The sequence below is a fragment of the Egbenema bharatensis FJBBOT/2019 genome (assembly GCF_048077055.1).
Lineage (GTDB): Bacteria > Cyanobacteriota > Cyanobacteriia > Elainellales > Elainellaceae > Egbenema > Egbenema bharatensis.
This window is the reverse complement of sequence record NZ_CP182236.1, coordinates 5,554,511-5,573,018: the sequence shown is the minus strand read 5'-3', so window position 1 is coordinate 5,573,018 and position 18,508 is coordinate 5,554,511. Positions and strand designations below refer to the sequence as shown.

Genomic DNA, 18,508 nt, shown 5'->3' with positions numbered 1-18,508 from the left:
CCATTCCTTAAACAACGACTGCTTCCCGCACACCCGTTAACGCTGCCATGACCTCAGCCACGGACACAATTTCCTCTGCTCGCCCCACATTCGCCCCCGAAAACAGCAAACCCTGTTCAATGTCTCCAGCAGCGGCATTGGCAAGGGACTGAAGGATGCAATAGGTTTTGCGGTGATCCCGGCACAGGCAGGACTCCAGACAGTTGGCCACACAGCGTCGTTCCAGATCGGCAGAGCCGGATATCACCTTCTCCGCAAAGGCATTACGGAGGGCACGAGCCGGCTTACCCACTGGACTGGGCAAAATCACAACATCTTTAGAGCTGGTATTGAGATGAGCTTCTTTGTAACGGCGATCGGCATCGCATTCTGTCGTAGTAATGAACCGAGTCCCCACCTGAACCCCGCTCGCCCCCAATGCCAGCATCCGATCGACATCGGCTCGATCCCAAACTCCACCCGCAGCAATCAGCGGGATTTCCACCTGAAATTGCGTTTGCAGGTAATCCTGAATTTGGGGCAGCAATCGTTCAATCTGACCCTTGAAATCATCGCAGGTTGTCCCAATGTGGCCACCGACGGCCTGGGAATTCTCAACAATTAGGGCATCGGGCAGGCGATCGTACCGTTGGTGCCAGGTTTGGCAAATCGTTTGCACTGCATCCAGTCCACATACCATCGGCACAAGAGCCACCTCTGGGTGGTTTGCGGTATGAGCGGGTAAGTCCAGGGGTAATCCGGCGGCGGTAATGATCAGATTGGCTCCATGGGCAGCGGCCGTTTGGCCAATACAGAATAATCCTTTGTAGCCAGCAGGATATTGACCCCCAGCACTCCATCCGGGCTAATGGTGCGCGCTTTTTGCAATTCATCAATCAACGCGAGCGGGTTGGCCGTGAAAAAGTCCCCTTGTCGGGGTTGAACCCTAAAGTAGGGTGAATTCAGCCCTAATCCCAGGGACGAGATGACTCCAACACCTCCAGACTGGGCAACCGCTCCCGCCAGACGGGCACCTGACACGCGCACCGCCATCGCACCCTGAACAATGGGATAGGGAACCGTATGTTGACCAATTTTGAGCGGAGGAAGCGATCGCAGCATACGCAATGATTTATCAATAACTAAATAGTGATTAATCAATCATACCGCCTGAAGACTGCTTTCTACGCTTTGGTATTTTTCTTTACAGCACTTTCCCTGGACTGAAGCGCGGCCGCCCGGAGAAACGTATCCGCCTGTTGTTGCAGCCGATCGCCAATCTGAGCACAGGCCAGCTCGCAAAACTCAAACACCAGCGGATCCACAATTTCGTAGTAGGCACTGGTTCCCTTCGGTTGGCGCGTTAAAATCCCTGCTTGGGTCATCACCTTCAGATGCTTGGACAGATTGGCCTGCCCCAACCCGGTCTCTTCGCCCAGCTCCATGACATTCATCGGGCCATTTCTAAGACATTGCAAAATCTGTAATCGGCTTGTTTCCGCGAAGATTTTGAAATAGTCTGCAACGGCTTCTAAAACAGTCACAGGGACTCGTGGTTCAGAGGATCTCGACATCGTCCAGGCAAAGTACTACAGCAGATTAATAGCTATATAGTATTTTAGTTTATCTGGACAGACGTCTGGGAGAATCGATCGGGGGAGGGAGACAGATGCCTTGGTAAAGCGGAAAAAGGGACGCTCACAAAACTTTACTTTGCTGACGATACTTTTCTGGCAATACTTTGCTGCGGATATTCAGCCAGGGTTGAGTTCCTGCCACCACCACTCCAACAAAACAGCCCGGCACTGCAAGCAGGTGATTTCTTTCAAGAGTTGCTGCACGCCAGCCGCACTCACCGGATAGGGATCTGCCAGCAAATCAGGCTGTACCACAATGTTTTCTCGAATTTGAACCACAAAGCCATAGAGGTTTTGATTGGAAAAGAGCTGTTCACGCTCCAACCTTGCGGATTCAACGGTGAGACATGACCAACATCAGAAGCATCGATCGCCAGTTCTCGCTGCAAGGTAGCGATCGCAGCATCAGCGGGCGTTTGTCCATCTGCAATCCGTCCGCCCGGAAAATCTAGCGTTGCCTGTTGAATGCCGGGGCGATAGCTGGGCCGGGGTAGCAAAATCCGGTGTTGCTGAATCGGCAACACAATGACAGAATCCGCCTTCTCAACTCGCCAATATTCTAATTCCTGACCCTGAGGCGTTTGCAGATGTTCGCCAATCAGGGTGATCCAGCGAGAGTGAAGCACCAGAAAGCGATCGCGGATTTGCCAGGTTGGCTCGAAATCAGGTTGCACGGGTCTGACGGGTTATTGCAGCTATAAATGTTTATATAGTGATACAGTATAAAACTAATCAATCCGATGTGAGGAGGACAGTTGACTGTGGCTCAGTTTCCAGTAAATCAGACCCTTGATTTTTACAGTGCTGCTTACCGCGATTCCTTTAGCCGGATCAATGGCATCGTGATTGAAGGGGAGCAAGAGGCGGCTGATAATTTCAGGCAGTTAGCAGCATTGTTGCCAGAGCACACCGCAGAGTTAGTTCGTCTCAGCAAAATGGAGTATCGCCACCGCAAAAGCTTTGAAGCCTGCGGCCGCAATTTAGAGGTCATTCCAGATCTTCAGTTTGCTGAACAGTTTTTTGCCCGGTTACGCCAGGCGTTTCAAACGGCAGCAGCCAGCCATCAAACCGCGACTTGTCTATTAATTCAAGCCCTGGTAATTGAATGCTTTGCGATCGCCGCCTACAACAATTACATTCCAGTTGCAGATGACTTTGCCCGCAAAGTAACGGAGTCCGTGGTAGCGGATGAATACCAGCATCTCAACTTTGGTGAAGTCTGGCTGAAGGCAAACTTCGAGGCAGTCAAAGACGAACTGAAGGCCACCAACCAAAAAGTTTTACCCTTAATTTGGCAAATGCTGAACCAGGTCGAATCTGATGCTAATGCGATCGGCATGCGCAAACCGCCGCTAATTGAAGAGTTTCTCCTGCGATATACCGATGCCCTCAGTCAAATTGGCTTCAGCCTGCGGGAAATTCTCCAAATGTCTAGCCAGGGGTTAGCTGCCGGATAGCATTCAGAATGGAGTGCCAAAAATCCGCCCTGTCATTAATTCAGAGCGGATGGTGTGATCAGGTGCGATCTATGCTAAGGAATGCGAATTAAATAAACTGAACTTCTTGTGGGGTGGGCATCTTGCCCGCCCAGTCAACGAAGTAAAACAATCTACAGGTTATTTGATTCACGATCCTAAAAGTCTTACCAGCAACCCAGAGCAACCTCAAGCCGTGGGATTGGATGGGTTATCCTGATTCATTTGCCGTTCCATTGTGTCGATCGCTGCATTGACTGCAGCCAACCGAGTTTCGAGGCTATCGCGCATCTGCTTCAAAAACTCTAACTTATGCTGCCGATAGGATTGCTGAGACATCGATCCGGAATGACAGTAGGGATTCATCCAAAACGGAAACATATTGATTCTCCTTGAATCTGAATGTCACATTTACTAAGCTAACGCATTTATCTAGAACAATCCCGGAACCTCTGGAGTGAATACCGTCCAACCTCTACACCTGTATTTGCCTGGGTGATGATTGCCATTAAACCCACCAGGGTTTCTCTCCGGTGCGAGGATCGGTTTCAGTCCAGGGCGAAATCCAAATGCCATCCTCAACCACAGCAACCTGAACCAGTTTAAGGGGGAGTGGAGCAGGGCCTCGTACGACGGTTCCATCTGGAGCATAGAGAGAACCATGACAGGGACATTGAAACTGCTGCTCGATCGGGTTCCAGGGAAAGGTACAGCCTAGATGAGTACAGTTATCAACAATTCCCATCCGGTTCAGGGTATTGTCATCTTGAACGATGAGGTAAGTCGGTTCACCGCCCAATCCAGCAATCAAGGCACGGGTTCCCGCTGGTTCTGCCAGAATTTGGGCAGCAGGAATCGGATTTCCCAGGATATCTTTAGCCAGAATTGCGCCTCCTCCAGCGTTTTCGGATGGAGGTATAAAAAACTTGCCGACGGTATAAAGCACAGAGCCGGTCGTCGCAGCAACGGTTGCTCCAGTCAAAAAGTTGAGGAGTTGCCGCCTTGATAGAGAAGGACTTTCAAACGGAAGATGACTATCCATAGGATGGCTCAACTTTCTTCACGATGTAAACTAACATTACTAATATAACTAAATAGTCATAAAACGGTAAAGCAATTAATAAAACCCCTCGTTAGCAGGAAGAGAGGAATGAACTGGCTCTCTAGGATGAGGTGGGAATGCGTGAAGGTTTCGATCGCAATCGTGCTCCTGATTCGTTCGTTGTGTTAACCAACTGAGGTGGAATGATGCGTTATTTAATTGCTGTTTTACCCGATCGAACTCAGGCCGAATCCGCCTATGCTGCCCTGGAACAAGCAGCACTACCCAATACGCAAATTGATATTTTGGGCCATGGCTACAAAAGCGCAGAGGCGTATGATTTGCTCGACCCTAACCAACCCATTCCCACCGGACAAATTCGCTTTTCCTGGATTGTTCTATTTGGATTTGTTGCCGGATTCGCATTTAATGCCCTGACTGGCATTGAACTGGTTCCAGCCCTGGGCGGGTTTGGTAATCACATCCTGGGTGGCTTACTGGCCTCGATCGCTGGTGGCTGGGGAGCCTATGTATTTGGTCAGGGCGTTCCCTTGACGGCAGGAAGGAGTGATTTACTGCCCTATCGTCAGCAGCTTGAATCCGGCAAGTATCTCATTGTTGTGCGAGGTACAGCAGAACTGACTCAGCGAGCGGACTCGGTACTGCAACCATTCAAAGCTGAAACATCTCAGGGAACAGTCAGGAATGCAATTTAAGCACCTGAAATTCTTGTGGGGTGGACATCTTGCCCGCCCAGGCTCGATTTGACTATTGCCTGGCAAAATTCGCTGGATCTTGATCGCGTCGATGCCGCAGAGGAATCGGCGTTCCCTGTCCATCCCCCACAAGGGCTGCCGTTTGCTCCAGGGCTGCCCTGAATCGTTTAGCGGCATAAATTGACATATCGCGGGGAACGTTAATCCGATCGCGCAAGTATCGCAATGCCGAATCAGAACCTGTGGGAGGCGTACAGGGTTCACCCGTCATCATGAACGTCAGGGCACATCGTAAGGCTTGATCAAATAACCGATCGTCCGCTGGATTCACGCGAATCATGTTGGCCCGATGTTTGATCACCCGCTGGAGGGCTTCCTGGCGGGAGTTTTCTGGCTCTGGATAGGTCACATCAGGTAGGCCAAACCAGGGGCCATGATCGACGCGATGTTTGTTGATCTGCATTTGCGGTTCACCGTTTTCCCAGCAGCCGCCCATCTGGGGGGGAGATCATGGGCATGGGTATGAAAGTCGCTCTGAGTGCCGCGATAGGTCGATCGGCTTTCCATGGCATCAAACCAGTCTCTCAGGTGCGGATTTTCTTCCCGCAAGGAGTAGCCCTTGTAGTAGTACAGACTGGCATTCATCCGTTCCACGTAGGGGGTGAAGATGACATCCGCCGTGCCAAACTGCTCCAGGAAGTAGGGGCCGGGTGTGCTGGCGAGGGCAGATTCAACTTTGCTCACCACTTCAATAAACTGCGATCGGTTTTGCTGTTCCTGGCGAGAGGACGAGGTGGGATAGCACAGCCAATTGCACCAAGCGCGAAAGAGGAGCCGTTCCAGCCGTCGCAGGGGCATCACCTGGGGATCGGTCATTCCCTGGTTCAACGGCCCGAAGACCTGTTCCAGGGCCAGCAAAATATCATCACTTTCGGTAATCAGCCGTCCATCTAGCTCCAGGGCAGGCAGCATTCCCGATGGCACCTTCTGTTTGTACCAGCGTTCCTTCTCCCCGTAGCAAAACATCGTCACTTTCTCAATCCGGTAGGGGATTTGTTTCTCCTCCAGCCAGAGCCAGACCTTCTGACAGTAGGGACACCAGGCGTGGTTATCGCGGTAGAGGGTAACGCGCACCTCCGATTCACTGTAACCAAAGAGGCGTAATCGAGCTTGAGCATTGGTGTCACCATTGACGGGATCGATTTGAAAGTCCGTCAGGGCTTCGAGTTCTGCCCAACTGAGGGGAGCAAGGGTCATAGCGTCTTCAGTCACAATTAGCCTACACCGCTAGCTTACAACGCCTTATTTTAAGTTTTCCCAAGATTTGCCAATTTTCAAATTTCTGTCAAATAGAATACAGAATGAATCGAGATTTTTCTTTCTTTTCGTTTGAATTATCCGTCAGGCTTCAGCAAGTGCCTGGATCGCAACATTCATCCGAGCCGTTTTTGCTGTGCCTGCCTTTATCACCTTCTCCAGTTTTATGGGAAGGGCAAATTTTGTTATGCAAAGAGGTTTAATATGAATCCGATCGCAGAAATTCTTTTAGAACAAGTAACCGCTGCGCAATTGGCGGGGCAGCAAATCCTCACCCTCAGCGAACTGGAGGGAGAGGGCATCATCTATGCCTTTGCCACCACCGATACCCTGGTGATTAACTGCAAGGACTACGCCACCACCTGGAAGTTTGACGAAGGGCAGTGCCAACTACGCAGGACGATCGCCCGCCTCAAGTCTTCCATCCAAACCATTCTGATTGAACGAGCTGGAAAAACGCTGTATTGCTGGTAGATGGTTATTCTTACAGCAGGTTGCTTCATTGAGCCTCTAAAAATTTAGCCACAGCCTGCTGAAATGCGATCGGTTCCACCAGGAAGCACCAGTGATGGCCCGGAACCTGAACCAGGGTGAGATTTTGCAGGTAGGTTTGATAGGGCTTGAGCTGCCATGCCGTTCGATTCAATCCCTGCTCTGGCTGAATAAACAGCGTCGGAATGGCGATCGGGGTAGTGAGTCCGGCCACCACCATGACATCCGCAAAGATTTCATCCCTGGCTTGCACCACAAACTTACTGCCCCAGGTGCCATCTGGCTTCTGTTCCATGCCCTGTTCAAATACCGCTTGCTGCCATTCACTCCAACCGCGAAACTGTTTGAGTTGGCGGGCCTGTTGTTCTGCCTGGGCATAGGTAGCAAATGGGCCAAGCATCTTGAGGAAGGGGAGGGTGCGGTACAACAGCGGGAAGGTGAAGGTTAACCAACGGGGAATGGCGTTGATGAAAAAGGGATCGATCAGGATTAAACTCCGAATCATCTCAGGATGCTGAGTGGCCCAAACCGCTGCCACTTTCGCCGACCAGGAATGCGCCACGACATGGGCCGATGACCAACCGCGATCGGCCATCAACGCTTCCAGATCAGCAATAATATCAGCACAGCGATACCCCCTCCCTGGCTTGCCACTATTGCCATGCCCCCGCAGATCAGGAGCCAGAATGTGGTAGCGATCTTTTAAAGCTTCCCCCAATCCAGCCCAGACCAGGCTGTGATCCGCCATGCCATGCAACAACAGCAATGGCTCCTGCCCCTGATCCCACTCCCAATAAAAGAGTTCCAGGTCAGGTAATGTCAGCGATCGCGGTTGGGCGGAGATCTGCTTCAGGAATGTCTCACTTACACTCATAAAACCCTAGGCTCAGGCATGGACTGTACGGGCGAAGCATTGGAACCCTAACCGATGCAATGAATGTTTTCTACACCACTGAGGAGTGGTGAGTCAAAACTTGTGCGCCTACAGTACCTCCATAATTATAAGTTCTGCTTATTAAAAAGTTCGGTAAGTTTGAGGCGATAGGTTGTAAAAAATGCTGCTGATTAGCCAGACATTGCATAAACTTAAATACATGGTGTTTGCTTGAAGCATAGATTTGTATCTATAAATTCAGCAAAAGCAGCTTAAAGACACAATCACTGTTCTGAAGCCGCTACGCACATCACATGAGGGATTTTCGACAGGTGTGCCGCGCGATACGGGCAAGCGGACTGTAAGTGATACACACAATCAGCATGGAGCGAAAATCATGAATCAGTTTGAATCGAGGCAGTCACAGCCAAAATTGAATACGGATGAGGGGTGGGTCGTGCAGGTGTATGGCGGTAATCGCCGCTTGCTCTGGGTTTTAGAACCCTCCCACGGTTGGATTTTCTTGATCGGTTGCGGTGTTGGTTTACTGCTTGCAGTCATTTGGGTTAACGCCGCTCGCTACAGTCCCCCCTTAGAACCCACCCCACCGACAGAGCCTCCTGCCTTGCAAGTGGATTGAAAAGAAAAACTTATGTCCCGAATTTGACATTGCGTTGCAAATTCAGGTTAGCGAGTGCAAAAATCCGACCATTTCAAGTATAGACTTAACTACATAGAGATTCAGTTCTTGATAGACAAAACTCTATGAAGAGTGGTGCGGGACAGCGACCCTTCCAGTCCCATTTGATAGAGCGTCCATCTCTGAACACCCAATCGACAGGCCCTCGCGTAACCCCTGTTTTGTAGGGGTGAACCATTTCACCCTTACGTTCTTCAACTCTTTAAAAGTTCACTTGTCACAATCATCGCTCCTCGTTGGAGGCGGCGGAAGGAGGTATTCGTGGATTTCTTGTTTGATTTCTTGACGAGATTCGGATCTCAGTTGCAGTCGCCGACCCTCGGCTTTCTGATGGGTGGTATCGTCATTGCTGCCCTCGGTAGCCAACTGCAAATTCCGGATGCAATTTATAAGTTCATTGTTTTCATGCTGCTGATCAAAGTCGGACTGACTGGCGGCATGGCCATTCGCAATGCGAGTCTGGCGGAGATGCTGTTGCCCGCGCTGTTCGCTGTGGTAACGGGGATTCTGATTGTGTTCATCGGTCGCTATACGTTTGCCAAGCTGCCGGGCATCAGAGTCGTGGATGCCCTTGCGACCGCAGGCTTGTTCGGTGCCGTGAGTGGTTCTACGATGGTCGCTGGCATCACCATGCTGGAAGGGCAGGGCATGGAATTCGAGGCCTGGGCCGGTGCCCTGTATCCCTTCATGGACATCTCGGCACTCGTGACGGCGATCGTCGTGGCCAGCATTTATACCAACAAGAAGCGCGACAAGTACTCTAGTGTTGCAGGCGCGTCTTTCAGTACCGCAGGGGCTCCCAGTGTTGCAAGTGCATCTTTCAGTACCGCAGGCGCGTCTTTCAGTACCGCAGGGGGGGCTGCCAGTACCGCAGGTGGGGCTCCCAGCGAGCCGGAGTATCCCACAACCCGGCAGGAGTATCTCAGCCAGAAGCGCGGTGCTTCAGACGATCGCGTCAGGATCTGGCCCATTGTGCAGGAAAGCCTCCAGGGATCTGCCCTATCAGCACTATTGTTGGGTCTTGCTCTGGGCATTGTAACCCGACCGGAAAGTGTCTACGAAAGCTTCTACGATCCCCTCTTCCGCGGTCTGCTGTCGATCCTGATGTTGATCATGGGTATGGAGGCCTGGGCAAGATTGGGCGAGTTGCGCAAGGTGGCTCAGTGGTACGCTCTGTATGCTTTTGTAGCTCCATTTCTGCATGGGTTTATCGCCTTCGGTCTCGGCATGATTGCCCACTACGTTACAGGGTTCAGTGCTGGCGGTGTCGCGCTTCTGGCGGTTATTGCTGCCTCCAGCTCAGACATTTCAGGGCCGCCCACTTTACGAGCCGGTATCCCCTCCGCCAATCCCTCTGCCTACATCGGCGCATCCACAGCCATCGGTACACCAGTTGCGATCGCCTTGTGCATTCCACTCTTCGTTGGGCTTGCCCAGACGCTGATGGGCGGCTGATTCCAGACGGGTATGGTCTGCCGGTGCTCCCTTGCCCCAGTAGACCACTGCAACTCAATATATAAGATCAATCTACGTAGGTCAGGAGGTACCAACATGGCTAAGCCAGCCAAAAAGCTCGTCATCGTTACGGAAAAGATTTTGCTGAAAAAGATCGCCCATATCATTGATGACTCTGGGGCGACGGGTTATACGGTGGTGGAAACTGGCGGTAAAGGCAGTCGCAATGTGCGATCGTCAGGACAACCCAACGTTTCCGACACCCACGGGAACATCAAGTTTGAGGTGCTCACCCCGAATCGGGATATGGCCGAGAATATTGCGGATCAGATCGCAATGAAGTTTTTCAACGACTATGCCGGCATTGCCTATATCTGTGATGCGGAGGTACTGTACGCGCATACTTTCTGCGGGCCAGACGGTTGTTGAATCCAAACGACGCAGACCTGAAAGCCGGGGCATAACCCCGGTTTTTTTAGTAGCCGTTCTTGCCTATAGGGCTGGGGTTCCAGTTGCAGTTCCTCAGGATCATTGATTAAATCGCCTGTCACCGTTCTGCTGCTTTGACTGGGCGGGCAAGATGCCCACCCCACAAGAATTTCAGGTGATTCAATTTGCATTCCTGGCGATCGGCTTTGACTGGGCGGCGGTTCTGTTCCAGACAGTCAAGTTTCTGCCCCTCTCGACTCGGTTTTGAACCAATCAACCAAAAAGTATCTGGATACGCTTGTATTGTGAGCGCGTATCCTTTATGCTGTTGCGATACTGGTTTTTTCACCCGAACGAGCCAGTCCACTCAAACCCGCTTAAGGTGAGGTGTAACGCTGATTAGGGAAGCGACCAACGACCCTAACCAGCTAACCTGGCACTCTGAAACCAGCAGAGGGCAAGGCTGTTTGATTGTAGATCATTGTGTCTGCGATCGGCAGTCTCGCTGATGCATGACGACGCTTGGGGGGTTGTTTCTCTGAAACCCTCTTCCCCCACACCTTAAGCTTTTCTTCCTAAACCCATCAGCGAGGAACAGAATATGTCTTCAGAGTTCAATGAACTGCTGCCCGTCGCCCAAGACGAACGGGTACAGGTTTGGATTATCGGTACGCGAGATCAGGTGATTTTCACCATGAATGAATTTTACGTTCGCCGCATTGCCACCGATCGAGTTCAGTTCACCCCAATCATTCCCGCTCCCTTTGCCACCGGGAAATACATGACGGTGTTGGTCAGGTAAGGAGGCAGAAAAAGGGAAACAGGCGAATTAGCCACAAAATCAATTTCACCCCAACAACCCCAACAACCCCAACAACCCGTAGGGGCGCACAGCGGTGCGCCCTTACAAACGGATAAATTTGTTCGGAAGCATCCCATTGATGCAAATGGAGCGATTTCCGTAGCGCCAGCATCTTGCCTGCCAGGGAGATAGTCGTAATGTCAATGCAAAATTGGGATACACCCCTTTGAAAGCTTCTACAGATCCCTCCTAAGGAATGCAAATTTAATAAACTGGAACTCTTGTGGGGTGGGCAGCGTTTCGACTGAGCCAAGCCGAAGTCTTGCCCGCCCAGTCAGCAGAGTAAAACGTTGCACAGGTTATTTAATCCATGCTCCTACGTCACGGAGTTCAGCCGTGGCGCGACTCTGTCAAGGTCTGCCAGGTGTACCTACCGCAATCCATCCACCCACCAGAGCGTAACGTAAATAGCGTAAGCCATAGGCGATCGGGGTTTGGCCATCGGGAAATAAAGCAGCCAGACCAGCCCAAATCACCACAGTCACGCTAATTCCGATCAGGTAACGCAATCGGGGTTGTCGTTTGCCTTTCAACTCCAACGGTTGCCGGTTCGAGAGCCATTGTATCCCCGTCACAAAGCCAAACCAGGTTCCCGCAACGGACACTGGCACTTCCAGCGAAAAAGGTGGCGGTGAGGCTGCGGGACTAGCTTGCTGGAGCGTTTCCATCCAGGGTAGGGGAACTTGCCAGATGGCTCGAATTTGGACAACCAGAAGACTGGGAAGTAGCAAAAGCAGAGAAACCAAAAAGGCGATCGCTGTCTGCTGCTTGAACGAATATCGTTGAAACCATTGCGCTACAGGTTGAGAATAGCGATCGAACAGCAGGAGAACCACCCCGCCGACCATCCAGCCAGTCAGAATATCGATGAAAAAATGAACATTGAGGTACAGGCGAGAGAGACCAATCAGCACCATCAACAGTAACGCCAGAATCTTGATCCATAAATACCGCTGCCGCTGGGCAATCAGCCCCCACACTGCGACTGCATTTTGCGCATGGGCAGAGGGCAACCCAAAGGAGGCTGCTGCCACACTTCCCTCCACTGGAGTCATGAACCAAATGGGACGTGGACTGGCAAAGGTTAGCTTCAGTACACTGTTCAGGCTGGTGCTGAGTAATAAGATCAGGGCAATCTGAATTCCTAACCGTGAATTGACACACCAATACACCAGCGCAACGAATAGTAAAAAGAACAGTTCCGATCCCAGCCAGGTAATGACCCGCATCGGTAACTCCAGCCAGCCCAGTGACTGCATCACCTCAGTTAGGGGGAGATTGATATCCCAAAGTCCATCCATACATCTATCCCATTGGAGCTTTTGCCTGCTACAAATGATTACGGTGGCAAACCATGAATAAAATCACACCGTTTTACCTGCACGATCGAACATTAGGAACAAAGCATTTGCATAGAAAACTTTTGTTTCAAGCCAGTCGTTTGGTTACTAATGCTTCGCTGCTACCCAATCATTAATTTAAACAAGAACGCCGTAAAACCCAACATGAGGAACAGATGGGGCAGATTGTGGCAAAAGGATCGCTTCGTGATGCGCAAAAGGGGATAGGGGCTAAATGCCAGCGCAGATAACAGCGTTACCCCTTGCAGAAATTGGGCCACATCTAAACTCCAGGTCAGGGTCGGCAATCCTGCACCCCTCCAGCCGATCGTCTGCGCCAGCACAGGCAAAATTTCTCCCGCTTCGGTCATAGCAGCCGGGATGTAGTGGGCAAATTGGCCGCGAGGGCAAAAGGTAGATAGGCGTAGATGACCTTGAGATAGTTGGGTTGGGCTGGATCAAGCAGGCGGGCGATCGCATGGGTGAAATAGGTCAAGACAGCCGGAATACTCAAGAGCATCAGGGCGATCGGCACACTGACCCGCAGATGGTCGGCATCCACCGGAAGCGCACCCAACCCTAACCATCCCAAGATTTTGTCGGCATGGTGCATAAACACCCCACCAAACAACAGCAAAAGCAGGGCAACCTCTGCCCAAAAGCCCCGATGATTGTCCAATAGATCGGAAGCAGGGAAGCGTAGATTTAACTGCGCCGATCGGTTGGGACAGGTTTTCAGACAGGTCATGCACAGCATACAATCCCGGTTGTCTTGCAGTTGCGCTGGATGGGAATAGAGGGGACATCCTTCACTGGCCTGCCCTTCCGTGGGGAGTGCATCGGCAAAGGTGATTGGCGTTGCAGCACTGCCCTTATAACAGCCAAACGTCTGACATTGACTGCCACAAACCTGCTGGGTCGATCGCAATTCAATCATCGACAATTTGGCAAACAGGCCGTTCATGCCGCCGATCGGGCAGAGATACCGACACCACAATCGCCGTTCATAAATCAGGCTGAATATCACGGCCCCAGCCGTAATCGTCAACAGGAGCCAGGCAGAAAGATAGGCATGGTGCGGCAAATCCCAGAGTTTTTCCCACAGATAAATGGCAACAAAGCCCGCAAACAAAATCCAGGCTCCCCAACGGTTCAGCCATTGCGGATTCCAGGGCAATTGCCGTCGCGGCCAGAGCCAGAGGGACAACCGCCGCAGCCCTTCCGCCGTGATCATAAACGGACAAACAGCACACCAGAGCCGCCCCACAAAGGCAAACAAAAACAAATACCCCGGCCACCACCATGCCCAAAACAGATTCAGGGTGACACTGCTGCCGCGATCCTGAGGGCCGATGAAGCCCAATATCGTAATCGGCACAAACACCGCCATCATCACCGCCCAAATCCCTTCTGGATACCAGCGACTCAGCAATACCTGCCGCAACCCAGGCACATGGGTCAACAAATCCAGCCGAAAGGCATTCTTCGTAGACTGCACCGACCACAGCACCTGTTCCGCAATGACCGTATGGTCTGGGGGTGTCATGATCACCGCTCGATGCAAAATCTCCGCCAGTTCCGCCAGGTTGCCAGGATAGTCGTAGCTCAGCAGGCGACGCAAATCCGCTTGATCTAACTGAAGCACCGTCCGGTTTTGCTCATGACAAAACTGCTGCAAGAAGAAACGGGCAAACTCTGGAATATCCGACTTGCGTTGCGGCAGGGTAAACAGCTTGATGGCGATCGCCTCCACCTCTGAAAGCTCGAGTTTTTGCGGCGATGCCAGAATCAGACGAACTGACGATCGAAGCGGTTGGGGTGGTTCCGTTGCCAGATGGGAGGGATTCACCACACCATGATTCGGCAAAATCAAGCCCGTTTTCAGGTAATGAATTAAGCGAGTGCGATCGGCCTGGCTCAACGCCTGCACATTATCCAGCAGCAGGGTTCCCCGCTCCAGCAGTTCCAGAATGCCGGGTTTCTGTCCCTCTCGACCAAACAAAGCATCCGTGTTTAAGCCGCCTTCAGGGGTACGGGGCAAATCGGCACAATCCAGTTCAGCAAACGGTTGAGCCGCCAGCACCGATCGAGCATGGATCAAACCCGCCAGGAAGGTTTTACCCGTACCCGACTGCGCCTGAACCACCACAGGATTCAGATTTCCTGCCGCTTGCTTGACCTGTTCTGCCAGTTTTTGAGCCGCTTTACTATGCCCCAGAATGCCAGATTCCCCTGGCACGGATTGGATGTAAGCCTGCAAGCCCTGAAGCCGAATCTCCTCCCAGGCAATGCGGGCAGCGTAATGATTGAGATCCTGGGTCACCAACGAGTGAATGAGCTGCTGCACAGAGGGATATTGCGCCACCAGAGCCTGAAGCGCTGTCTGGGGTAAAAACCAGATTTCACTGGCCGTCAGGGCGATCGCACTGGTTTGATACACCGCCTCCACGGAATGACCCATCAGCGTATAGCCAAACAAATCTCCCTGGTGCCGATGAGCGATCAGAGAATTGCCGATGAGCGACTGGCGGAAAATTTCCACGGTTCCCTGCCGCAGCAGATACAGTCCAACGGGTTGCTGTCCTGCCTGGTAGATCAGGGTTTGGGCTGCCACCTGGAAACCGATGAGCGACTGGGCGATCGACTGTACGGTAGCGACGGGCAACTGTCCCAAAACCGGATGTAAACTTAACCAATTTTTGCATTCTGCGATCGACGACTCATCCCTCGTCACGGCATGACCAACCGCAATGCCCAGCGGTAACGACGGCTCTGAATCCCCGATCGACGGAGGCGAAAGCGGTGCAGTAGAGGTCATTTCGAGGTTCATAGGGCCGCCCTTATTGCATCAACATCCTATGGCCAGTGTGGTTGCTTTGATCATACCCAGAGCCTCAGGAAGTGCCGCTTTCCATTCGCATTCCTTCACAGAAGCCGTTGCTTCAAGGATTGTCATCATCCCCTAAATAATCATTAAATAACTGTCTGACGATGAAGTATCGTTCTACAATTTTCGTAGAACCTTCTAAAGGTTTGATCTAACTGAAAGGCGATGCCCCTAGAGTGCGATCGGGTTCCTCTGCATTTTTCTCCCCGTAGTACTCTGGCAAATCATGCATCTCTCCTTATTTCAGGAGGCTTTATCATGACTATTTCCGTTAAACAACGACCGTCCCTGGATATCTTCAGAATCTGGGATCGGTTCTGTAATTGGATCACCAGTACGGATCGGCGGCTATACATTGGCTGGTTCGGTGTGCTGATGATTCCGACTCTGTTCGTCGCAACGATCGTTTTCCTGCTGGCATTTATTACGGCTCCACCTGTTGATATGGAAGGCGTTCGTGAACCGATTCAGGGTGCTTTACTCAGCGGTAATAATTTAATTACAGCCGCAGTGATTCCCACCTCGGCGGCGATCGGACTCCATTTCTATCCCATCTGGGCAGCGGCATCCGTGGATGAATGGCTCTACAACGGTGGCCCCTATCAGCTCATTGTGCTGCACTTTTTGCTGGGGATTGTGGCTTACCTGGGCCGGCAGTGGGAGTTAAGCTATCGTCTGGGAATGCGTCCCTGGATTGCCGCCGCGTTTTCGGCTCCCGTGGCCGCCGCATTTGCCGTTCTGCTCATTTACCCGATCGGTCAGGGTAGCTTCTCCGAAGGTTTACCCCTGGGCATTTCAGGCACGTTCCACTTCATGTTTGCCTTCCAGGCGAGTCACAATATTTTGATGCATCCGTTGCACATGATTGGGGTGGCTGGGATCTTTAGCGGCGCACTGTTGAGCGCAACCCACGGTTCTCTGGTAACAGCCAGCCTGATTCAGGAAACCTCTGAACTGGAGTCGGTGAATATAGGCTATCGCTTTGGGCAACAGGAAACCACGTATAACCTGATGGCAGGTCATGTTGGCTATTTAGGACGACTACTGATTCCGCCGTTGGCATTCCGCAATAGCCGAGTCATTCACTTCCTCATGGCAGCATTACCAACGATCGGCATCTGGTCAGCCGCTGTGGGCGTTGGGGTCATGGCGTTCAACCTGAATGGCTTCAACTTCAACCATTCGATTCTGGATAGCCAGGGTCACGTGATTCCCACCGATGCCGACCTGCTGAACCGGGCTACGCTGGGGATTCAGGTGATGCATGCTCCAAATACCCATCACTTCCCCCAAGTGTTAGCCGGAGGTAATGCGGTTCCGGTGAGCGTGACGGCTCCCACGATCGGTTCTGGTTGAATCCCTTGTCTCAGGTGGTGTAGGGCGTATAGGAACATATAGAGGCGTATAGGGTTATGGGGCGCACAGCAGTGCGCCCCTGCGTGTGGGGTGGGCATCTTACCCGCCCAGTCTAACCAGCTAACCGATCGCACCAGTGATTCAATCCCCCATCCGAATTAGACATCAGGTTCTTTCCCAGCCGCATCCTGACAGGAATGGGAACGACAAAAATAGCGCATCCCTCCTAATCCAGCCACCAGAATCAAAATTTGCACCATCCAGGGAGCCAAAACCAGGCTCAGGAAGAAACAAACGATCGCAATCACAATCGAGAAAATGGCAACAATTTCTTCCTGAGTTTGATATTGAATATAGATAGCCACCAGAGCGATGGCCAAAGGAATCAGAAAAGACATGGTATTGTGCTGGAAACGACTTGAGGCGACTTAGGCAACGGCTTGAGCTGCACCAAGGCGATCGATGACTCGCTGGACTTTCTGACTGGCATCTAGGGCAATTTCCTTGGCTCTCGGATCGTGAATCATTAAAAACATGGCCAGTGGATCAACCGCCGACACTTCAACACGACCATCTTCGTGTTCCTGGACAACCACATTGCACGGATAAAAAACACCGGCTTTGTCATCGGTTTGGAGCATTTGATACGCCACCTGCGGATGGCAAGCTCCCAAAATTTTGTACCTGTGGAAATCCACGCCGATCTTCTTTTTGAGCGTTGCCTGAACGTCGATTTCCGTTAATACGCCCATCCCTTCCTCCTGGAGGGATTCCGTTACCTGGGCGATCGCCTCATCAAAGGAGCAGTTTACAATTTTGCTGAAGTGATACATAAAGGTCAAATTGGATAGAGATCGAGTGCTACAAATTGGAGGAAGAATTTTTAATCGAACAGGTACGAATGCCCAGCAAGCGATAGAGCGGGCACACTCCAACCACTGCGGTCAGCAGGGGAATCAGGGCAACGATCGCCAAGCCAATTCCCAGAGCTGTTTGGGCATAGAAAACCAGCCCCAAATAGAGCAACACAGCCGCCAGCAGCAGCCGAATCAGGCGATCGAACAAACCCATGTTAGCGATCATGGCAAATTTCTCTTTCTCAACTTTTACATAGTAGCATAACCATATAGTCATATTTAGAATCAGAAACAAGGGTGAACCATTTCTCAAACCGTGGGTACGATTAAGATTTGGGGCAGTAGCATGGCAGATTGCGGTTGCGAATTGGAAGCCAAAGGACAAGAAGAGCGCAGGACATTACGTCAGTTGCTCGTAGTCAACGGCATCATGTTTGTGATTGAACTGGGAATTGGGCTGTTTGCCGGTTCAATAGCACTGGTTGCAGACTCCCTGGATATGCTTGCGGATGCGGTGGTCTACGGAATTGGGCTATCTGCTGTTGGAAACAGCAAATCTAACAAAGTGCGGGCTGCATTCATCAGTGGGTTCTTTCAAATTGCTTTAGCGGGTTTAGTTTTAGGGGATGTGATTCGACGGTTCTTCGTAGGCAGTGAACCAGAACCGGGCTGGATGGTGAGCATTGGCTTTCTCGCCCTGCTGGCAAACCTGTACTGCCTGGCGTTGATTGCCAAACACCGTCGGGGTGAAGTCCACATGCGTGCCAGTTGGATTTTTTCTAGAAACGATGTAATTGCCAATTTGGGTGTCATTCTGGCTGGATTTCTCGTCAGTGTGTTTCAATCCCGTTTACCTGACTTAATGATTGGCGTGGCGATCGCCCTACTGGTTCTGCATGGGGGGATTGACATTATTTGCGATGCTCGACGGGAACGGGCCGATTGAAGTCCCACTCGCCCGATCAACCCTAACATCGTAAAACTTCACAAACTCAGCTTGATTTTTATATTGCTATATGGTTATATATGTCACAAGGCTTAAATAAAACCAGCGAAAAGTGAAGGGAGACACTGCTTTCCCGGCTAAACC

22 protein-coding genes and 1 pseudogene are annotated in these 18,508 nt (G+C 51.5%); 9 read left to right on the top strand and 14 right to left on the bottom strand.

The window, feature by feature from the left end; genetic code table 11:
- Positions 1 to 7: 7 nt before the first annotated feature.
- The 4 genes from ACM1PF_RS25965 to ACM1PF_RS25950 all read right to left on the bottom strand — a co-directional run bounded on the left by ACM1PF_RS25965 (position 8) and on the right by ACM1PF_RS25950 (position 2,290).
- Positions 8 to 730 (bottom strand): NAD(P)H-dependent flavin oxidoreductase, encoded by a 723-nt coding sequence (locus ACM1PF_RS25965; RefSeq protein ID WP_416676801.1) that lies wholly within the window; start codon positions 728 to 730, stop codon positions 8 to 10.
- 23 nt (positions 731 to 753) lie between these two features.
- Positions 754 to 1,101 carry a nitronate monooxygenase gene (locus tag ACM1PF_RS25960; RefSeq protein ID WP_416668697.1) on the bottom strand — a complete coding sequence of 116 codons (348 nt, stop codon included), beginning with the start codon at positions 1,099 to 1,101 and terminating at the stop codon, positions 754 to 756.
- A gap of 62 nt (positions 1,102 to 1,163) precedes the next feature.
- Positions 1,164 to 1,553 carry an ArsR/SmtB family transcription factor gene (locus ACM1PF_RS25955; protein WP_416668695.1) on the bottom strand — a complete coding sequence of 130 codons (390 nt, stop codon included), beginning with the start codon at positions 1,551 to 1,553 and terminating at the stop codon, positions 1,164 to 1,166.
- A 278-nt stretch (positions 1,554 to 1,831) separates the two neighbouring features.
- Positions 1,832 to 2,290 (bottom strand): NUDIX domain-containing protein, encoded by a 459-nt coding sequence (locus ACM1PF_RS25950; RefSeq protein WP_416668694.1) that lies wholly within the window; start codon positions 2,288 to 2,290, stop codon positions 1,832 to 1,834.
- Positions 2,291 to 2,377: 87 nt separating this feature from the next.
- Between ACM1PF_RS25950 and ACM1PF_RS25945 the strand changes: the two genes are divergently transcribed.
- On the top strand, positions 2,378 to 3,073 hold the full coding sequence (locus ACM1PF_RS25945; RefSeq protein ID WP_416668692.1) for an aldehyde oxygenase (deformylating): 696 nt from the start codon (positions 2,378 to 2,380) through the stop codon (positions 3,071 to 3,073).
- A 207-nt stretch (positions 3,074 to 3,280) separates the two neighbouring features.
- Here ACM1PF_RS25945 and ACM1PF_RS25940 read toward each other — a convergent pair whose 3' ends face one another.
- Entirely contained in the window at positions 3,281 to 3,472 is a 192-nt protein-coding gene (locus tag ACM1PF_RS25940) for a hypothetical protein (protein WP_416668690.1), read from the bottom strand.
- A gap of 127 nt (positions 3,473 to 3,599) precedes the next feature.
- Positions 3,600 to 4,133, bottom strand: coding sequence for a cytochrome b6-f complex iron-sulfur subunit (gene petC, locus ACM1PF_RS25935; protein ID WP_416668688.1), 534 nt, complete (start codon positions 4,131 to 4,133; stop codon positions 3,600 to 3,602).
- Positions 4,134 to 4,339: 206 nt separating this feature from the next.
- On the opposite strand from petC, the gene ACM1PF_RS25930 reads away from it, so the two are divergent.
- The gene (locus tag ACM1PF_RS25930) at positions 4,340 to 4,849 is read left to right on the top strand and encodes a hypothetical protein (protein ID WP_416676800.1); all 510 of its coding nucleotides are present in this window, start codon (positions 4,340 to 4,342) and stop codon (positions 4,847 to 4,849) included.
- A gap of 52 nt (positions 4,850 to 4,901) precedes the next feature.
- Here ACM1PF_RS25930 and ACM1PF_RS25925 read toward each other — a convergent pair.
- A pseudogene (locus tag ACM1PF_RS25925) lies at positions 4,902 to 6,106 on the bottom strand (glutathione S-transferase family protein).
- Positions 6,107 to 6,370: 264 nt separating this feature from the next.
- On the opposite strand from ACM1PF_RS25925, the gene ACM1PF_RS25920 reads away from it, so the two are divergent.
- Positions 6,371 to 6,640 (top strand): hypothetical protein, encoded by a 270-nt coding sequence (locus ACM1PF_RS25920; RefSeq protein WP_416668685.1) that lies wholly within the window; start codon positions 6,371 to 6,373, stop codon positions 6,638 to 6,640.
- A 25-nt stretch (positions 6,641 to 6,665) separates the two neighbouring features.
- Here the strand turns inward: ACM1PF_RS25920 and ACM1PF_RS25915 are convergent, their stop codons facing one another.
- Positions 6,666 to 7,532 (bottom strand): alpha/beta fold hydrolase, encoded by an 867-nt coding sequence (locus ACM1PF_RS25915; RefSeq protein ID WP_416668682.1) that lies wholly within the window; start codon positions 7,530 to 7,532, stop codon positions 6,666 to 6,668.
- A gap of 397 nt (positions 7,533 to 7,929) precedes the next feature.
- Between ACM1PF_RS25915 and ACM1PF_RS25910 the strand changes: the two genes are divergently transcribed.
- The 4 genes from ACM1PF_RS25910 (at position 7,930) to ACM1PF_RS25895 (ending at position 10,918) form a co-directional block, all read left to right on the top strand.
- Positions 7,930 to 8,172 carry a hypothetical protein gene (locus ACM1PF_RS25910; RefSeq protein WP_416668680.1) on the top strand — a complete coding sequence of 81 codons (243 nt, stop codon included), beginning with the start codon at positions 7,930 to 7,932 and terminating at the stop codon, positions 8,170 to 8,172.
- A 321-nt stretch (positions 8,173 to 8,493) separates the two neighbouring features.
- On the top strand, positions 8,494 to 9,687 hold the full coding sequence (locus ACM1PF_RS25905) for a sodium-dependent bicarbonate transport family permease (protein ID WP_416668678.1): 1,194 nt from the start codon (positions 8,494 to 8,496) through the stop codon (positions 9,685 to 9,687).
- Positions 9,688 to 9,783: 96 nt separating this feature from the next.
- Positions 9,784 to 10,116: a P-II family nitrogen regulator gene (locus ACM1PF_RS25900; RefSeq protein ID WP_416668675.1), complete on the top strand. Its 333-nt coding sequence runs from the start codon at positions 9,784 to 9,786 to the stop codon at positions 10,114 to 10,116.
- A gap of 601 nt (positions 10,117 to 10,717) precedes the next feature.
- Entirely contained in the window at positions 10,718 to 10,918 is a 201-nt protein-coding gene (locus tag ACM1PF_RS25895) for a hypothetical protein (protein ID WP_416668673.1), read from the top strand.
- A 410-nt stretch (positions 10,919 to 11,328) separates the two neighbouring features.
- Here the strand turns inward: ACM1PF_RS25895 and ACM1PF_RS25890 are convergent, their stop codons facing one another.
- From ACM1PF_RS25890 to ACM1PF_RS25880, 3 genes are all read right to left on the bottom strand, one after another.
- Positions 11,329 to 12,279: a phosphatase PAP2 family protein gene (locus ACM1PF_RS25890; protein ID WP_416668670.1), complete on the bottom strand. Its 951-nt coding sequence runs from the start codon at positions 12,277 to 12,279 to the stop codon at positions 11,329 to 11,331.
- Between the two features lie 161 nt (positions 12,280 to 12,440).
- On the bottom strand, positions 12,441 to 12,689 hold the full coding sequence (locus ACM1PF_RS25885) for a hypothetical protein (RefSeq protein WP_416668668.1): 249 nt from the start codon (positions 12,687 to 12,689) through the stop codon (positions 12,441 to 12,443).
- A complete protein-coding gene (locus ACM1PF_RS25880) occupies positions 12,686 to 15,148 on the bottom strand; it encodes a sigma 54-interacting transcriptional regulator (protein WP_416668665.1) in 2,463 nt (820 codons plus the stop codon). Before ACM1PF_RS25880 ends, ACM1PF_RS25885 begins: the two co-directional genes overlap by 4 nt.
- 315 nt (positions 15,149 to 15,463) lie before the next feature.
- Between ACM1PF_RS25880 and psbA the strand changes: the two genes are divergently transcribed.
- Positions 15,464 to 16,561, top strand: a complete 1,098-nt coding sequence (gene psbA / locus ACM1PF_RS25875) for a photosystem II q(b) protein (RefSeq protein WP_416668662.1) — start codon at positions 15,464 to 15,466, stop codon at positions 16,559 to 16,561.
- 158 nt (positions 16,562 to 16,719) lie between these two features.
- Here psbA and ACM1PF_RS25870 read toward each other — a convergent pair whose 3' ends face one another.
- From ACM1PF_RS25870 to ACM1PF_RS25860, 3 genes are read right to left on the bottom strand one after another with little or no spacing between them, the layout of a single operon-like run.
- The gene (locus tag ACM1PF_RS25870) at positions 16,720 to 16,959 is read right to left on the bottom strand and encodes a hypothetical protein (RefSeq protein WP_416668659.1); all 240 of its coding nucleotides are present in this window, start codon (positions 16,957 to 16,959) and stop codon (positions 16,720 to 16,722) included.
- 30 nt (positions 16,960 to 16,989) lie between these two features.
- Positions 16,990 to 17,394, bottom strand: a complete 405-nt coding sequence (locus tag ACM1PF_RS25865) for a DUF302 domain-containing protein (RefSeq protein ID WP_416668656.1) — start codon at positions 17,392 to 17,394, stop codon at positions 16,990 to 16,992.
- Between the two features lie 28 nt (positions 17,395 to 17,422).
- Positions 17,423 to 17,644: a YgaP family membrane protein gene (locus ACM1PF_RS25860; protein ID WP_416668653.1), complete on the bottom strand. Its 222-nt coding sequence runs from the start codon at positions 17,642 to 17,644 to the stop codon at positions 17,423 to 17,425.
- Between the two features lie 120 nt (positions 17,645 to 17,764).
- On the opposite strand from ACM1PF_RS25860, the gene ACM1PF_RS25855 reads away from it, so the two are divergent.
- Entirely contained in the window at positions 17,765 to 18,364 is a 600-nt protein-coding gene (locus ACM1PF_RS25855) for a cation transporter (protein ID WP_416676799.1), read from the top strand.
- Positions 18,365 to 18,508 lie beyond the last annotated feature (144 nt).

Coding starts and splice junctions, on each gene's coding strand:
- ACM1PF_RS25960 (WP_416668697.1), bottom strand. CDS start 1,101: ATGCTGCGATCGCTTCCTCCGCTCAAAATTGGTCAACATACGGTTCCC.
- ACM1PF_RS25955 (WP_416668695.1), bottom strand. CDS start 1,553: ATGTCGAGATCCTCTGAACCACGAGTCCCTGTGACTGTTTTAGAAGCC.
- ACM1PF_RS25940 (WP_416668690.1), bottom strand. CDS start 3,472: ATGTTTCCGTTTTGGATGAATCCCTACTGTCATTCCGGATCGATGTCT.
- petC (WP_416668688.1), bottom strand. CDS start 4,133: ATGGATAGTCATCTTCCGTTTGAAAGTCCTTCTCTATCAAGGCGGCAA.
- ACM1PF_RS25930 (WP_416676800.1), top strand. CDS start 4,340: ATGCGTTATTTAATTGCTGTTTTACCCGATCGAACTCAGGCCGAATCC.
- ACM1PF_RS25920 (WP_416668685.1), top strand. CDS start 6,371: ATGAATCCGATCGCAGAAATTCTTTTAGAACAAGTAACCGCTGCGCAA.
- ACM1PF_RS25915 (WP_416668682.1), bottom strand. CDS start 7,532: ATGAGTGTAAGTGAGACATTCCTGAAGCAGATCTCCGCCCAACCGCGA.
- ACM1PF_RS25910 (WP_416668680.1), top strand. CDS start 7,930: ATGAATCAGTTTGAATCGAGGCAGTCACAGCCAAAATTGAATACGGAT.
- ACM1PF_RS25900 (WP_416668675.1), top strand. CDS start 9,784: ATGGCTAAGCCAGCCAAAAAGCTCGTCATCGTTACGGAAAAGATTTTG.
- ACM1PF_RS25895 (WP_416668673.1), top strand. CDS start 10,718: ATGTCTTCAGAGTTCAATGAACTGCTGCCCGTCGCCCAAGACGAACGG.
- ACM1PF_RS25890 (WP_416668670.1), bottom strand. CDS start 12,279: ATGGATGGACTTTGGGATATCAATCTCCCCCTAACTGAGGTGATGCAG.
- ACM1PF_RS25885 (WP_416668668.1), bottom strand. CDS start 12,689: ATGACCGAAGCGGGAGAAATTTTGCCTGTGCTGGCGCAGACGATCGGC.
- ACM1PF_RS25880 (WP_416668665.1), bottom strand. CDS start 15,148: ATGAACCTCGAAATGACCTCTACTGCACCGCTTTCGCCTCCGTCGATC.
- psbA (WP_416668662.1), top strand. CDS start 15,464: ATGACTATTTCCGTTAAACAACGACCGTCCCTGGATATCTTCAGAATC.
- ACM1PF_RS25870 (WP_416668659.1), bottom strand. CDS start 16,959: ATGTCTTTTCTGATTCCTTTGGCCATCGCTCTGGTGGCTATCTATATT.
- ACM1PF_RS25865 (WP_416668656.1), bottom strand. CDS start 17,394: ATGTATCACTTCAGCAAAATTGTAAACTGCTCCTTTGATGAGGCGATC.
- ACM1PF_RS25860 (WP_416668653.1), bottom strand. CDS start 17,644: ATGATCGCTAACATGGGTTTGTTCGATCGCCTGATTCGGCTGCTGCTG.
- ACM1PF_RS25855 (WP_416676799.1), top strand. CDS start 17,765: ATGGCAGATTGCGGTTGCGAATTGGAAGCCAAAGGACAAGAAGAGCGC.